The sequence below is a fragment of the Gilvimarinus agarilyticus genome, from assembly GCF_000832015.1.
Taxonomy (GTDB): Bacteria; Pseudomonadota; Gammaproteobacteria; order Pseudomonadales; family Cellvibrionaceae; genus Gilvimarinus; species Gilvimarinus agarilyticus.
In genome coordinates this window covers 1,894,182-1,909,957 of the sequence record NZ_JXCJ01000001.1, presented here as the reverse complement: position 1 = coordinate 1,909,957, position 15,776 = coordinate 1,894,182, and the positions used below count along the sequence as shown (strand labels likewise).

Below are 15,776 nucleotides of genomic sequence, written 5' to 3'. Positions count from 1 at the left end.
TTTATTCACACAAGGAAACCGCCATGCTTTTTGCCGCCCCTAATGGCCAACATTACCACCTGCAAAGCCCCACGCTGATGCCACGCGCGGCGGGTTTTTTGTGGAATAAAAAAATGATGATCCAAATGAACTGCCGCGGCTACGCCATCGCGCAATTTATGCAACCTGAGCCTGCCAAATACGCCTACGCCCCCAACCTGGAGGCCAAGACGTTTATGCAACCCGAGCAGCCCTACTACGCGCATCACCCCGGCCGCTTTTTTTACCTAAAGGATGAAGACACAGGCGAAATATTTTCGGCGCCCTATGAGCCGGTGCGCAACAGCAATAGTGAATTTTGCTTCTCGCCGGGGAAAACCGATATACGCTGGACAATCACCTGCAAGGATATAGAGGTGAACCTGCGCCTCGCCCTGCCGGTAGACGATGTCGTCGAGCTGTGGGAATTGACGGTAAACAACCTGAGCGGGCAAGCGCGCAACATTAGCCTCTACCCCTATTTTACCCCGGGTTATATGAGCTGGATGAATCAGAGCGCCGAGTACAACCCCGAGCTGCAAGCGGTGGTTGCCAGCTGCGTTACCCCCTACCAAAAATACCCCGACTACTTTAAAAACCAGCACTTTAAAGACAAAACCTATTTGCTGGCCGAGCGCAAACCCGACGCCTGGCAAGTACAGCGCGAGGCCTTTGAGGGTGAAGGCGGCTTGCACAACCCCGACGCGTTACAGCAAGAACGGTTGCCGTGCGACGACTCCCGTTACGAGCCACCGCTGGCAGCGCTACAATATCGTTTAAGGCTGCAAGCTAACGCGCCACAGCGCTTTCGCTTTGCTTTTGGCCCTGCCAAAAATCACGACGAAATTAAACAAATACGCCAACGCTATTTAAGTGACCAAGGTTTCAGCCGGGCGCAGACCGAGTATGACGCTTACATCGCGCAAGGCGCCGGCGTGCTGCAAATCGATACTCCCGATGAAGGCTTAAATAATTTTGTAAATCACTGGCTGGCGCGCCAGGTTTACTACCACGGCGACGTTAACCGGCTCACCACAGACCCGCAAACCCGTAATTACCTGCAAGACAGCATGGGCATGAGCTATATCAAGCCCGCCATCGCCCGGCATGCCTTTGTCCACGCCCTTGGCCAGCAAGAGGCCTCCGGGGCCATGCCCGACGGCATTCTGCTGCACGATGAAGCGGAATTAAAGTACATCAATCAGGTACCGCATACGGATCACTGTGTTTGGCTGCCGGTCTGCTTAAAAGCCTATCTCGACGAAACCGGCGATACGGCCTTATTAAACGAAGTCATTACCGGCACAGACGGCAAAAGTCTCACGGTAAGCGAGCGCATCAGCAATGCCATGATTTGGCTGTTGCGCTCGCGCGACGAGCGCGGGCTATCGTACATTGCCCAAGGCGATTGGTGCGACCCCATGAACATGGTGGGCTACAAAGGCAAAGGCGTATCCGGCTGGCTGAGCGTCGCCACCGCTTACGCCCTTAACTTATGGGCCGATATCTGCGAACAAAACACGCTAAAAACTCCAGAAGATTTTCGTGCCGGCGCCGCCGCCATAAACACCGCGGTAAACCAACACTTGTGGGACGGTGATTGGTATGGCCGCGGCATTACCGACGACAATGTGGTGTTTGGTATTGCTCAAGACGCTGAGGGGCGTATTTTTCTGAACCCGCAAAGCTGGGCCATTTTGGCGGGCACCTGCTCGGCAGAGCAACGCAACAAAATGATCAACGCGGTCGAAGATCAACTCGAAACCCCTTACGGCGTTGCCATGCTCGCCCCTGCCTATACGGCCATGCGCGATGACGTGGGCCGGGTGACACAAAAACATCCAGGCTCGGCCGAAAATGGCTCGGTGTACAACCACGCAGCCATTTTTTACATTTACAGCTTGTACAGCATCGGCGAGACCGATCGCGCCTATACATTATTGCGACAGATGATTCCCGGCCCTGATGCTGACGATTTTAAACAGCGCGGCCAAATGCCCATTTATATTCCCAATTATTATCGCGGCGCTTACCACCAGTTTCCGCGTACCGCCGGCCGCTCCAGTCAGCTATTTAATACCGGTACAGTAAGCTGGGTGTATCGCGCGTTGCTGGAGGGACTATGTGGTTTACAGGGCAATAGTGAAGGCTTAACGGTAAACCCTCAGCTACCGTCCCATTGGCCGAGCGCTAAAGTTACCCGCGAGTTTCGCGGTGCCACACTAAGCGTCAGCTATCGCCGCACGACTGAGCACAAGGGTACGATCGTTTGGCTTGACGGTGTGCAGCAAACCAGCCCGACCATCACTGGGTTAGTCGCGGGCAAACGCTATCAATTGGACGTGAGCATTGGCCCGCGCTAACCGGCGCGGGCCAATGCCGGGCAGGTATTACACGCTTGGCATACGGGTCGAGTGACGCATACGCAACTCAAAGCCGATGTCGACCTGAGCCTCACTATTGGGCACACCTTTAAGGACATTCAGAATCATCTGCGCCGCTTGCACACCCATTTCATAACGCGGCACGTGTACACTGGAGAGCGACGGATTCACAAACGCCGAGGTTTCAAAATCATTAAAGCCGCACAGGGCAATATCTTTAGGCACGTTTAAGTTCATACGCTGGCTTTCAAACAGTGCCCCCAGCGCCAGATCATCGTTACAGCAAAACACGGCATCAAGCTTGCCGCCAGAAGTGCTAAGCAAGCCACGCAGTAGCTCTCCGCCCAGGGCAATCGATGAGGGCGAGGGCGTAGTGGTAAACAGCTCGGCATGGTACAAATCGCGCTGTTGCAATGCCTCTTTAAAGCCCGCCATGCGCTGCTGCACACGGGTATCCATACGCGCACCGATGAAGCCGATACGCCGATAACCACACGCCATTAATTTTTTACCCACCTCAAGCCCGGCCTTAAAGTGCGAAAAACCAATGTTCATATCCAATGGCTGTTCGAGTATCTCCATCATCTGCACCACCGGAATCGCGGCAGAGCTAAGCATACGCTGACAGGCGCGGGTTTGATCGCCCCCGGTAACAATCATCGCCTCGGGCGACTGACTGAGCAGCGTGCGAATCATGTTTTCTTCTTCGATGGGCGAGTAATGCGTGTCAACCATCAACACTTTGTAACCGCCGGCGCCGGCCACATCGTAAATTCCGCGCAGTACGTCGTTAAACACAATATTAGAAAGCGACGGAATAGCCACCCCAATAACTTGTGAGCGAGCCGAGGCCAACGAGCTGGCCGATTGATTGGGAATATAACCGAGCGTATCAATCGCCTCGCGCACCCGATGCCCTAAATCATCGGACACCTTATCGGGATGGTTTAACACCCTCGAAACGGTAATGGCACTAACACCCGCGAGCTTTGCCACATCGGCCAAGGTTGCCCGTTTTGACTTGGTGTTACGAGTGCGCCCAGCCATAACAAATCCCTAATAAAATTTACGTTGGATCAAAGCGGCATGGTAGCACAGGCGCTAATGTTTGCGCTATCATAACCAGAGAGCCGTGCCGACAGCCAGACACCCAAAGTACAGAGAGAGACAAAATGCCAAGTGCGGAGCAACCCGTTTTACTGATTGTTATGGGCGTATCCGGCACCGGCAAGTCCAGCGTCGCTCAAGCCCTTGCGGAGCACTATGGTTATCGCTATCTGGACGCCGACGACTTTCACAGTGACGAAGCCAAAGCCCTGATGGCACAAGGCACGCCCCTTACCGACGCATTACGCGCCCCTTGGGTGCGCAATATTGGTGCACACTTAACCCAGTGTGCCGCCGACGGCACCAACTGCACCCTAGCGTTTTCGGGCCTGCGCCATGATCACCGCGAGCAGTTACGTCAGCTACCCTTTCAGCGTTTATTTGTGTTTTTGGCCGGCCGTAAAGACACCATTGCCACCCGCATGAATCAGCGGCAAGACCACTTTATGCCAACCAGTCTGCTCGATAGCCAGCTAGCTAGCCTGCAGTCGCCCTCGGCCGAGCCCGACGTCATCGAGGTATCCATAGAGCCAGCGCTGGCTGAGGTCATCGACAACTGTATCGACCGCATTGACCAGTCACTCGGTAAAACCGACAGCCGCTAACGGCTACCCGGCATATTAATTGCGTACACTACGCTTAGGTGCACACTTATTTTCCCGGCAAACCGCCGAACGACTGCCTATCCTCAAATAGCGGTTATTGAATCGTTACTCCGTCGCGCACACTATTGGCGGCGTGAATAAATAAGTGTCTAAGCCCCGTATTCACGGTACTGCAAAAGGTCCGCAGCAATGACAACCGATTTTCTCTCCCTTGATGAACTGCACTGCAAAGTACATGCACTGCTCGAAACCCTCTACCCCAATCGGGATACCGACGAGCTTACCAAAGCCTGTCTGGACGCTATTGGCCCGCGGCAAAATAAAGACGTGGTGGCCCCCGAGCGGCTCTGGTCCGAAAAAGACAGCCTTTTGATTACCTATGGCAACTCGGTTCGTGAAGCGGGCCATAAACCGCTCGACACCCTGCAAAACTTTTTACACGACAATCTCCAGAATGTGTTTAGCGCCGTACATGTACTGCCGTTCTTTCCGCACTCGTCGGACGATGGCTTTGCCGTTATCGACTACACCCAGGTCGACCCGGAGCTGGGCGACTGGGACGATATCAATGCACTATCCCACGACTTTAAACTGATGGCCGATTTGGTGATTAATCACGTTTCCAGCCAGAGCCTGTGGTTTCGCAATTATCAGTACGGTAAAGACCCAGGCCGGGGCTACTTTGTCGAGGCCGACCCCAACTACGACTTAAGCAACGTAGTACGCCCACGTACCAGCCCGCTGCTGCGCAAAACAGAAACCGCCGAAGGCATTAAACATGTGTGGTGTACTTTTAGTCACGACCAAGTTGATGTGGACTTTCGCAACGAGCAAGTGCTACTGGAGTATCTACGTATTATCGGCCGCTATTTAGACGAAGGGGCGCAGTGGATTCGGCTGGATGCCGTTGCTTTTTTATGGAAGGAGCTGGGCACCAACTGTATTCACTTGCCGCAAACCCACGATGTCGTAAAACTGGTACGCCTGCTTACCGAGTACAAAAACGCGCACGCGCTGCTCATTAGCGAAACCAACGTACCCAACCGTGAAAACCTCACCTACTTTGGCAACAGCAACGAAGCCCACATCATTTATAATTTTAGTTTGCCGCCACTGGTTATTCACGCGCTGCTCGCGGGCGATTGCACCTACTTAAAAAGCTGGATGATGAGCATGCCCCCCTCACCCGTGGGCTGCACTTATTTAAACTTTACCGCCAGCCATGACGGTATCGGCCTGCGACCCGCCGAGGGGTTACTCAGTGATGGCGAGCTGCAGCAAATGCTAGGCACGCTAGAATCGTTTGGCGGTCGCATATCAACCCGAACCGACGCCGAGGGCAACGAGAAACCCTACGAGGCCAACATCGCCCTGTTTGATGCCTTTAAAGGCACGTATAACGGCACCGACAAATGGCAAGTCGAACGGCTTATTTGCTCGCAAACTATCATGCTTGCCGTCGAAGGGATTCCCGCGTTTTATATTCATACGCTGTTTGCGACGCCCAATGACGAAGACAAACTCGAAGCCACCGGCCACAACCGTTCAATCAATCGACGCAACTGGAGTTTAAGCGATTTACAGGCGCGTATTGATGAACCCGGCGGCCCAGGCCAGCGAGTTTTTGATGAGCTGCGACGGCTTATCCGGCTGCGTTCACATCAACCGGCATTTCATCCCAATGCCACACAATTTACTCTGCACATACGCCCAGAGATTTTTGCCTTTTGGCGGCAGAGCATGCGCCGCACGCAAAGCATTTTTTGCATTTACAATCTAAGTGACCAACCGCAAGACGTGAGCCTTTCGGATTTAAACCTAATCAGCACCGAGACCTGGTTCGATTTAATCAGCGATCAACCGATTACTGATCTATACGGGAAAATTACGCTCAGCCCTTATCAAGCACTGTGGCTAACCAACTACAACGAGACCTTATAGACTACCCATCAATACTCACCCCAACCCGAGCTTAAACCATAACCGTCGTGGATTGAGCTCGGCGCCTCTTTACTTGCATTTTAACGTCAGCTTGGTAAAAATACATCCAATAGCAGCCTCTGCTAGTTTAGATGATAATAACGAAACAAGGATGATGTATGCCCATACACTCAAGAGCCCTGTCGCTCCTGTTTATTAGCACGATTGCCGCACTGTCATTCACGTTAAGCGCTTACAGTGCGGCCACCAGTCTTAGCGTTGAGAATTTCGCGCAATTACCTGATACCGATGGGCTAACGCTAACACCTGATGGCCAGAAGGTTGCCGCTTTAGTCCGCGTAGACGCAAAAGATCAAAAAGGCATTGCGGTTCAGGTAACCAACCTCAACACTCAAAAGAAGAAATTTCACCTCTTTACGGATAACAGCAAATATTTTATTTCCAGAGTCCAATGGAAAGACAGTAATACTCTATTAGTGCACACCTTCTACCCCTCCCGCCGAGATACCTGGACCGGCTGGGGGCAAGTACGTGGCGACACCCGGGAAACACGACTGCTTATTATTAATACCGAGAGCGGCGACGTCACCCGTCCGTTTAAGCACACATTCCTCGACGACTTTCGGGTTTTACCCGTATCTCAAGACCAGATCGTCGACCTCTTACCCGATGACCCGGATCACCTATTGATGGCAATGCCCGGTTTTTCTGGCGGCCCTTATAACGTGGTTTATAAAGTCAACATCCGCAATCAACGCGTCACCGCCGTACAAAACTCGGAGCCTAGTATTATGGGCTGGGGTACCGACCTGCAACACCGGGTGCGTGTTGGTCTACGCTTCAACGGCGGCGTTGTTAGCAGCCAAATTTACGACTTAAACACCAAACAATGGCGTGAACTTTGGCCGTACACGCCCTTCTCTAAAGCACAAACCTCTGTTATCGGCTTTGCTAAAAACCCTGATATTGTTTACCTACGCGCCGCTTACAAAGACCGCCTTGCGATTTTTAAAACCAACTTAACAGACCCAAAACTTGAAAAAACGCTGGTTTACGCAGACCCTATCTACGATGTCATGGGCTCGCTGATTTACGACCCGAACACCGCCGACGTTATTGGTGTTAACTCCTCCTCTCATCAGGGCTCTGTGTACTTCTCGGATAAACTGAGTGCACTGCAAAACAGCATCAATAAGCTAATGCCCGACACACAGAACTTTATTTACGACCTGACAGACGACAAAAACCGCTACTTGCTTTATACCACCGGCGCCAAAGAATCAGGCACTTACTATTTAGGTCAGCGCAACCCGGCTAAACTAACGGCGCTAGAGTACCGTTACCGCAGCTTACCGCCAGAAGTCTTGAGCAGCACGATAGATTACCACTACAGTGCCCGCGACGGCTTGAGCATTGAAGCCTGGCTGACTCTACCCAAGGGCAAAAAAGCCAAAAAGCTCCCAACCATCCTATTTCCCCATGGCGGGCCGCAGGCTAGGGACCGTGCCGCATTCGATTACTGGGCCCAATTTTTTGCCAATCAAGGCTACGCTGTTTTACAAATGAACTTTCGTGGCTCCGTTGGCGAAGGCTTTAGCCACCGCAATGCAGGGTTAAAAAAGTGGGGCCAAGAGATGCAAGACGACATCCAGGACGGCGCCTTACAATTGATTAAAGATGGCATTACCGACCCCGATAAAATTTGCCTCGCAGGTGCCAGCTATGGCGGCTACGCGGCGTTAATGGGCACGGTTAAGACACCGGATTTTTACCAATGCGCGATCAGCTTTGCCGGGGTCAGCGATGTTTTTGAGTGGGTTCGGGGTAACCGCGACTTTCGCTCAGCGCACAACATTGTCGATCAGCAGATCGGTGAGTTTGGCGAGCAGTTAAAAGATGTATCACCCGTCAATCACGCCGAGAAAATCAAAGTCCCGATACTGTTAATACACGGCGACTCCGATCGACAAGTGCCCCCAGAACACAGCGAACGCATGTACGATGCTCTGCAGGCATTAGACAAACCGGTAGACTACATCGTATTAGAGAATGAAGGTCACTTTCTTGCAAATGAAGACAGCCGGGTAATGACCTTTAACACCATAAGTCGCTTTCTCAGCAAACACCTGCCCATCAACGCGCAATGATACGTAAGGTGCCGTTGTCCTTTTCGCTGGCGACACGGCCTAACAAAATACCCTATCAGCCCGTTAAAACTTCCACACGACCCGGGCAAACAGGCGCACATCGTCGTCATCGCCGTTGCTGTCTTCGCTGCCAATGGGAGCGGCGGCAGTGGCGCTGGCGCTCCAGTGCGGAGTGTTAAAGCGCGCACCAACACCGGCACCCGATAAGCTGCGCTCGTTATCGGTGACAGCCTCCCAGGTATTTTTATTGATATCCACCTCACCGTGATCGGCCAGCGCAAAAACTTGCCACTGACTGTTGAGGTCGTAGCGCACCTCAAGGTTGGCGATATAACCTTCGTCACCCGAGGCTTCGCCCTGAGCGTAGGCGCGCACACCATAGGCACCGCCCAAGCTAAACTTCTCGGAGGAGTCGAGGTTTTTGTTGGCAAACTGGCCGTGAATTTGTGCGTGCAAGCTCCAGTTACCGCCAAGGTTTTGCAAGCGCATAAGCGACGGCGTCCAGCGCTCAAAATCGCCAGCGGTTTGCGCGGTGACAGAGTCGATCACTTGGTCTAAGTAGCTGTTGATGGTCAGCTCGCCACGGCTGTAAGACAACGCCGCTTGAGTGACACCTCCACCCAGCAGTTGGTCGCGCCAGTCGCCACTGACCGTTAAGGTGTACAGTTCGGACTCTTTATCGCTGTTGCTGGCAAAGGCACCAATTTTGTCTTCGAGCTCTTTGCTGTCGTACTGCAATTGCACATTGAGGTTGGCGTTGCGGGTACGGATAAGTGATTGTCGGGCAAAGGCGGTGGTAATTTGCGCATTACCGGTCGCGTCTAGCTCTTCAAAGTTGCCGCCCAGTGTGTAGTCCATATCCGAGTAAGCCACACCGAGCTCGGTGGCCCAAGGGCCGACGGGCATTTGGTATTGCGCCCGAAAAAACACTTGCTCCTCATCGGAGCCCAGCGCACGGATATCAAACCGGTCGCCCAACCCCAGCGGGCTATTAACCTGTAAGCTGGCACCCAGGCGATATTCACCAATGGATTCGTTGCCGTAGTTGTCCAGCTCGACGGTGCCGTTAACCCAAGGCCCCTGGGTGACATCGACTTTTAAGTCACTGGTGCCGACTTCTTCACCGGGTACTAAGGTAGTAGCCACACCGATACCGGGTAAGTCAGACAAACGCAGTAGCGGGGTTTCTAAGTCATCGGCGGTGAGCATTTGGTTGGGTTCAAGCGAACGGAAAGGACGCTTGAGAACGAAATCACGGGTGTGGGAGTCGTTGCTTAAATCCACTTTGCCCAAGCGGCCTTCGAGCACGTCGATGGTAACGGTGCCATCGCTAACATCCTGCTGTGGTAAATAGGCGCGGGTTAAAAAGAAGCCGCGCTCGCGGTAGTAGCGAGTAATGCGATTACTAGCCTCTTGCAGCTCAGCCAGGGTTAGGGTTTGTCCGGCCAAATCATCCACTAACGCTTTAAGCTCGGCGGCGGTAAAAGTCACCGCACCCGTGACTTCAAACTCATCGACCAGTACGGCCTGGCCACCTTCGGCCGGTTCGGGCTGGGTTTGCTCGGGCAATTGCACATCTAGGTTATCGCGCTCGGGCTCCATCGTGGTCTCGGTTTCCAGCTCGCGAATAAAGGTACCGGCATCGGGCACCACCTGGGCAAACACCATGCTCGACAGTAAAGCTGACAACAAACCTAAACAACACAGCGCTGTGTTAGTCATTGTTTTCATTTATCAGTCCTTGTGGTAGCGCAGTGATGCTAATTCATTGACATTGTTATTAATGCCACTGCCTTGCACATAAAGGTTTAACCCCTCAACACGGCCCGTGAGGGCTTGTTGCCCTTCTCGGTAGTTACTGCGCTCTGCCTCCGTTTGCGCCTCCCGCTCCATTTGTTGCAAGCCGGTCAACTGCGAGTGATACGCTTGGGTTGCGCGAGCGGCAAGTAATTCTAAAGTGCCCACATTCCAATTGACGTGATAATTCTCGCTAAGTAAATCGCCTTGTGGCGTCAGTGGATAAACACCAGGGATTGGCTCGTTAATCGCGTAGGTCACCTGAATATTATCAAGCACATCGTCCAGCGTATCGCCATTGGTTAGCCCGCTAACCTGATACTCAAAGTCGGTTAGATCACCCCATACACGTGATGTATCGAGCGCAGTCACCTCCAGTGTTACGGGATTAATGGTTAACTCACCCATCTGCCAAGAAACGTTATAGTTGGCTGTCGCTATAGCACCAGAAGCACTTGCCTGCAGACTGTAGTTACCCACATTTTCACCCGTTTGGCGCTCAAACTGCCAGGTCGCCACATCATCAAATGCTAATGCTCCGACAGTCACATCGGCGTTAAATGTTGGATCGGCAGAGCCGTACACCTTGTTGGCATCACTGACTGTCACGGTTAGGTCTCGCGGGATAATTCGCAGCTCTCCCTCACTAACCGACACAGTATAATTATCACTAGCCAAATCACCCGACAGCTCACCATAAATCGTGTAGCGGCCAACATTTTCTCCCGGCTCACGGCTTAAGTTACCGCTTAACGTATCACCCGCTGCTAAATCGCCGGAGGTAATACTCCAGGTAAAGTCTGGGTCTAGGTCTCCATACACCTTACTGGCATTATCAATCCCGACAATCACATCCACCTCACGCGGTGTAATCGAGAAGGTACCGGGGATAAGCGTGACATTATAGTTACCGCCGGCTAAGGCGCCTGACAACAAAGCCGTTGCGGTATAGTTGCCAGCGTCCTCGCCCGGCGCCCGAGAATACTCTGCGCTTAACGTGTCAGTAAAGGCGAGTGAACCTTGGGTAATGCGGCCACTTAGCGCCGGGTCCAAATCGCCGTACGTTTTGTAGGTATCGTTTACGGTTAGCGTGATGTCGCGCGGCAAAATGCGAAACAGCCCTTCGCTTACGGTTACGGTATAGTTATCCGTTGCCAGTGCGCCAGTTAATGCCCCCGTGATGGTGTAGTGGCCGACATTCTCACCCGTCTCTCGACTCAACACTCCCTCTAACGAGTCACCGGGTGCTAAGCTACCGGCACTAATGGCCCAACTAAAGGTCGGGTCCGCCTCACCATAGATCTTAGTGGCGTCGGCAATATTCACAATCACATCCACATCGCGCGGCACAATTTGCAACGTACCCGATGTTAAGGCGACGTTGTAATTGCCGCTGGCTAACGCTCCGGCAAAGGTGGCGCTTACAGTGTAATCGCCCACATCTTCGCCCACCGTACGGCTGTAGCTTACCGTTAACGCATCGCTAAAAGCTAAGCTTCCAGCACTAATGGCGCTGCTAAACACCGGATCGGATTCACCGTAAATTTTGCTAGTATTATTCACAGTTAGCGTAATGTCGCGGGGGGTAATGCGTAGCTCACCCGGCAGGGTGGTAACGGTGTAGTTGCCACTGGCCAGATCGCCAGTGGGTGTGGCATGGGTGCGATAACGGCCCACATTTTCCCCGGCGGCGCGGAAATAGTCTGCGCTCCAGCTATCACCCGGTGCCAGGCTACCCGCCTCAATAGTGGCACTAAAGCCCGGGTCATGCTCTCCGTACACCTTGCTGGCATCGCTGACAGCCAAGGTAATATCGCGTGGGGACACCGTCAGTGCGCCATCCACAAAGGTTAAGTCATAGTTATCGTCGGAACCGCCTAGGGTGTGGGCGTAGCTACCCGCGTTGGTGCCTATACCGCCGCTGGCGGTAATGCTTGTAAGTACGCTGGCGTCTTCGCCGCCCACAAAACCTGTGGCGGTGTAGCCGGTTACGCTTTGGCTGACGCCGCTGTACGTAACGGTATCGCTGTTAGCGGTTAGGGTGAGCGGGGCTTTGTTGATGGTCAGGGTGCCTGTATCAAGCGTTATGTCATACCCCTGCTGAGTCGAGTACACACCCTCAATCCCCAGGCTGTAAGTACCCGCATCAATGCCTCCGCCGGTATTAGTGGCGGTGCCTAAAATCAACCCCGTGTCATAAGGGCCAGCCACCTCCCAGACACCGTCGCCGGTTTGCATGGCGCCTGTGTAGGTTGTGCTGGAATCGCTGGCGCTGATGTTTAACTCCGTTAAAAAGCCGCGTAATAAGGGAGTGCTGTGGCCTTCGTAAAGGCGCCAGACACGGCCGGTGCCGCCTTGGGTGTCAATATCCCAGCCCGCGCCGGTAAATGTACTCAGGGTTTGCAACTCAGCCAGAGTCTTGCCGGTCACACCGAGTGCTGATACATCACTACCCACACCGTTCAGACCCGGGTTGGCATCATGATTCCAGAAAACATTACTAATAGAGCCGTACCCTATCAGGTTCCCTACAGCCCCGCCGACAGGGTTAGAACCACTCACGCGGCCCGTAGCATAACTGTTGCTGAGAGTGCCGCCATTGTACTGTCCCACCAGGCCGCCCACCTGGCCCAGGGGGCTGCTTACATTACCGCTGGCATAACTGCTGGAGATATCCATCCTCCCCCCTCCCATAAGCCCGCCCGCAATACCAGAATCCGCGTACACGTCGACATTCGTGTAACTGTTTTCGATGCGGCCGGATCCACTCCCGATCAAGCCGCCAACCCCCAACAGCGTTCCTGTTACCGCCCCACCACTCACATAGCTATCATAAATATTCGAGTTAATTGCGTTCCCTACCAAAGCACCAACATAGCTCTTTCCGGTCACGTCAACATACGATAGCCCGATACCAGTCAAGCGTGCGCCGTCTACCCCCCCAAATAAACCCGTGAAGTCTCTACCGCTACGGTCAATGGTCAAGGCCTGGACAACAAAGCCCAACCCGTCGAGCGTGCCCGTAAAGCGGTCGATTTCGTCACCAATCGGGGCAAAGCCTTTACCCGCCATGTCGCTGGTGGCCCACATATCCGAGCGGCTGGGGTCGCGCAGCGCCGGGGCAAAATCGACATCCTCGGCCAGCAGATAATCCGCCGACAGATCCATGGCCATCAATTGGAGCTGGTGGCTGTTGGTAATGGTGGTGGCGTATTCCGAGCGCAGGAATGGGCGGGTGTCGCCGTCGAGCATAAACCAGTCATTACTGAAATCCAGGTTGGCGTACTGGCTCTGGTCCAGCGCCTCACTGGTGGTCAGGCCGGTGGCCCCGCCGCTGCAATCGGCAAACGCGAAGCAGCCCTCGGCCTGACCGGTGGTCTGGGTATCCCAGTAGCTATCGGTGACCGTGGCCTCGAGCACGCCGATACCCACCAGTCCACCGGCATAGTCACCGGCGCCCACTCGGCCCGAGGCCCAGCTGCGGTCGATGGTGCTGTCTTTCCCCATAGACCCCACCAGACCGCCCAGACTGTCGCTGCCGGACACCGCGCCGGTGGCGTAGCTCAGTTCGATAGTGCTGCGCTCTGCACTGCGGCCCACCAGGCCGCCCACAAAAACTGTGCCCGAAACCGCCCCGCTGGCATAACTTTCGCTGATCAGCACGCTATTTAATCCCCCGCCATCTCCCACCAGGCCGCCGGTTTCGTTGACACCGGTCACATCCCCCGAGGCGTGGCTGCGAAGAATGTCTGCACTGTTTGCAGAACCCGCCAGCCCACCGGTGCCGGTGCCCGCGCCGATGACTCTAACATCGGCATGGCTGTCGCTGACACGGGCACCCGGGTTCAATCTACCCACTAGCCCGCCGGTGCTTTCGCCACCAGTGACGCTACCGCGGGCGTGGCTGCGCTCGATAGTGGAGCCGCTGGTTTGACCTACCAGCCCGCCCACTTCGATATCACCCTGCACCTGCACATTGGTGAGCCCCAGATTGGCCAGGCGCGCCCCTCCCGCCACCCCGAACAGGCCCACAGCGTTCTCCCCGGGGCGCTTGATCGTCAGGCCATCCACGACATGGCCCAAGCCATCCAACTCCCCGTTAAATGAGTCGATTAAATTACCCACAGGGACAAAGCCAGCCCCGCCATGCCAGCCGGCGGTGGCGCTGGCGTCGATATCCGTGGCCAGGGCGTAGCGACCGGCCAGGTCCTGGTCCATGGCTTGTAGCTGAACCACATCGTGAATCAGGGTGAAGGCGCTACCGTTGACACTGAAGTGGCCGCCGCTGCCGGCACTGAAGCTGACCGGGGCGTTGATCGCATAACCGCTACCGCCATACTCCAGCGCCAGCCCACCGCCGCTATTTTGTACGGTGATCGGGGCGTTAATAAAAATATCGTTGTGAGCATCTAGGGTGAGTGTGGTGCCGGCGTTCCAGCTGACGGCGCCGTCCACATAGATGTCACCGACCTCGCTGCCGGAGGCCACGGTTTGCAGGGTGACGTTGGTGGTGGCTAGGTTGTTACTCAGGGTCTCAGCGCCGATGCCGCTACTGGTTTGCGCGGCACTGCCTTCGCTGACGTGGAAGTCAGTGGGATCGATCAGCCACTCGCCGGTGTCGCCGCTGGCCGCACGCGTGGTAACGGAGACCTCGTCGGCCACCTGGACTTGGGCGCCGGAGGTGTCGATGAAGCCAGCATCACCGTCTTCAGGGGCACTGGCATCCAGGGTGCCGGCCACCTGGACGGTGCCGCCGTTAAACCCGCCCCTGAGGACGATCTTACCGCCCTGTTGTTGCAGGGTTTGCGCTTCGATTACGCCCTCGTTGTTGACCACGGTTTGCAGCAAGGCGTCGCTGGCATGGGCGGTCATCAGGACCTGGCCACCATCGGCCTGAATAAGGCCGTGATTTTCGGCCAGTGCATTGAGCGCGGCTTCGTCCACCTGCACATTGAGCAAGCCGTCGCCGGCAAAGTCGAGAGTGACTTGGTTGCCGGCGGCCAGGGCGACATTGGCGAGTTTGGCTTGAATAACACCGTGGTTGCTGACCCGGCCACCTAACAGGGCCACCGCGCCTGTGTCGGCGGCGGTGATTTTACCCAGGTTGGTGACAGCGGCGGGAGCGCCCTTGCCGGTAAACGTAAAGGTGTCGGTATCGTAATCGCGGTGAGATAAGTCCAGGGTAGAGGCCACCAAGCCGCCTACGCTTACCTGGGCGCTCTCGCCAAACAATACGCCGTTGGCGTCCAATACAAACACCCGGCCGTTGGCGTTAAGCTGGCCGTTGATCTGGGTGCCGTCGGCGCTCAATACGCGGTTTAACGCGATGGATGTGTCATTGGGCTGAATAAAATTAACGATTTCATCGGCGTTAATGTCAAAGTTGTCCCAAACGATGGTGGTGTTCTGGGTGTTTTGCAAAATATCGGTGAGCTTGCCACGAATATCGATACTGGCGTCGCCATCAATCACCACGCCGCCAGTGGGCCCGGCGTGAGCCACGCCGCTCAGCAGCCCAATGGTCAGCGCCAGTAAACGTGGGCGGTATGGCTGAGAGGCGCGCTGTGATAGGCGCTTTTGACTTGCTAAAATCACGAGGGTCCCCACTTTTTAATTACAGTAATTGCCCTCCTGGCTGCCTTTTTATGCGCTCATATTTTTTTGCGCCGCACAGCATCCCGCCGCCACTTATAAAGCCAAATTATCGCAATTCTATACGCCATCGGGTAACCTACTAATCAGAGGGTATTTACAAAAAAAACACCGACAACGGCAAA

The 15,776-nt window shown here is 54.7% G+C and carries 7 protein-coding genes; 4 read left to right on the top strand and 3 right to left on the bottom strand.

What is annotated here, in order from left to right; all coding sequences use genetic code 11:
• The first annotated feature begins 23 nt into the window (after positions 1 to 23).
• A complete protein-coding gene (locus SD69_RS08105) occupies positions 24 to 2,381 on the top strand; it encodes a GH36-type glycosyl hydrolase domain-containing protein (RefSeq protein ID WP_041524586.1) in 2,358 nt (785 codons plus the stop codon).
• Between the two features lie 27 nt (positions 2,382 to 2,408).
• Here the strand turns inward: SD69_RS08105 and gntR are convergent, their stop codons facing one another.
• The gene (gene gntR / locus SD69_RS08100; protein ID WP_041522810.1) at positions 2,409 to 3,449 is read right to left on the bottom strand and encodes an HTH-type transcriptional regulator GntR; all 1,041 of its coding nucleotides are present in this window, start codon (positions 3,447 to 3,449) and stop codon (positions 2,409 to 2,411) included.
• Positions 3,450 to 3,574: 125 nt separating this feature from the next.
• Between gntR and SD69_RS08095 the strand changes: the two genes are divergently transcribed.
• The 3 genes from SD69_RS08095 (at position 3,575) to SD69_RS08085 (ending at position 8,202) form a co-directional block, all read left to right on the top strand.
• A complete protein-coding gene (locus tag SD69_RS08095) occupies positions 3,575 to 4,114 on the top strand; it encodes a gluconokinase (RefSeq protein WP_041522809.1) in 540 nt (179 codons plus the stop codon).
• A gap of 189 nt (positions 4,115 to 4,303) precedes the next feature.
• The gene (locus SD69_RS08090) at positions 4,304 to 6,055 is read left to right on the top strand and encodes an alpha-amylase family glycosyl hydrolase (protein ID WP_052480989.1); all 1,752 of its coding nucleotides are present in this window, start codon (positions 4,304 to 4,306) and stop codon (positions 6,053 to 6,055) included.
• A gap of 158 nt (positions 6,056 to 6,213) precedes the next feature.
• On the top strand, positions 6,214 to 8,202 hold the full coding sequence (locus SD69_RS08085) for an alpha/beta hydrolase family protein (protein ID WP_052480988.1): 1,989 nt from the start codon (positions 6,214 to 6,216) through the stop codon (positions 8,200 to 8,202).
• A gap of 63 nt (positions 8,203 to 8,265) precedes the next feature.
• On the opposite strand, the gene SD69_RS08080 is transcribed toward SD69_RS08085, so the two are convergent.
• Together SD69_RS08080 and SD69_RS18055 are read right to left on the bottom strand one after the other, a co-directional pair.
• Positions 8,266 to 9,933 (bottom strand): ShlB/FhaC/HecB family hemolysin secretion/activation protein, encoded by a 1,668-nt coding sequence (locus SD69_RS08080; protein ID WP_041522808.1) that lies wholly within the window; start codon positions 9,931 to 9,933, stop codon positions 8,266 to 8,268.
• 3 nt (positions 9,934 to 9,936) lie between these two features.
• The gene (locus SD69_RS18055; protein ID WP_052480987.1) at positions 9,937 to 15,594 is read right to left on the bottom strand and encodes an MBG domain-containing protein; all 5,658 of its coding nucleotides are present in this window, start codon (positions 15,592 to 15,594) and stop codon (positions 9,937 to 9,939) included.
• Positions 15,595 to 15,776: the final 182 nt, after the last annotated feature.

What these genes read in the sequence shown, in the direction of transcription:
- SD69_RS08105 (WP_041524586.1), top strand. Translation starts at nt 24, where the DNA reads ATGCTTTTTGCCGCCCCTAATGGCCAACATTACCACCTGCAAAGCCCC.
- gntR (WP_041522810.1), bottom strand. Translation starts at nt 3,449, where the DNA reads ATGGCTGGGCGCACTCGTAACACCAAGTCAAAACGGGCAACCTTGGCC.
- SD69_RS08095 (WP_041522809.1), top strand. Translation starts at nt 3,575, where the DNA reads ATGCCAAGTGCGGAGCAACCCGTTTTACTGATTGTTATGGGCGTATCC.
- SD69_RS08090 (WP_052480989.1), top strand. Translation starts at nt 4,304, where the DNA reads ATGACAACCGATTTTCTCTCCCTTGATGAACTGCACTGCAAAGTACAT.
- SD69_RS08085 (WP_052480988.1), top strand. Translation starts at nt 6,214, where the DNA reads ATGCCCATACACTCAAGAGCCCTGTCGCTCCTGTTTATTAGCACGATT.
- SD69_RS08080 (WP_041522808.1), bottom strand. Translation starts at nt 9,933, where the DNA reads ATGAAAACAATGACTAACACAGCGCTGTGTTGTTTAGGTTTGTTGTCA.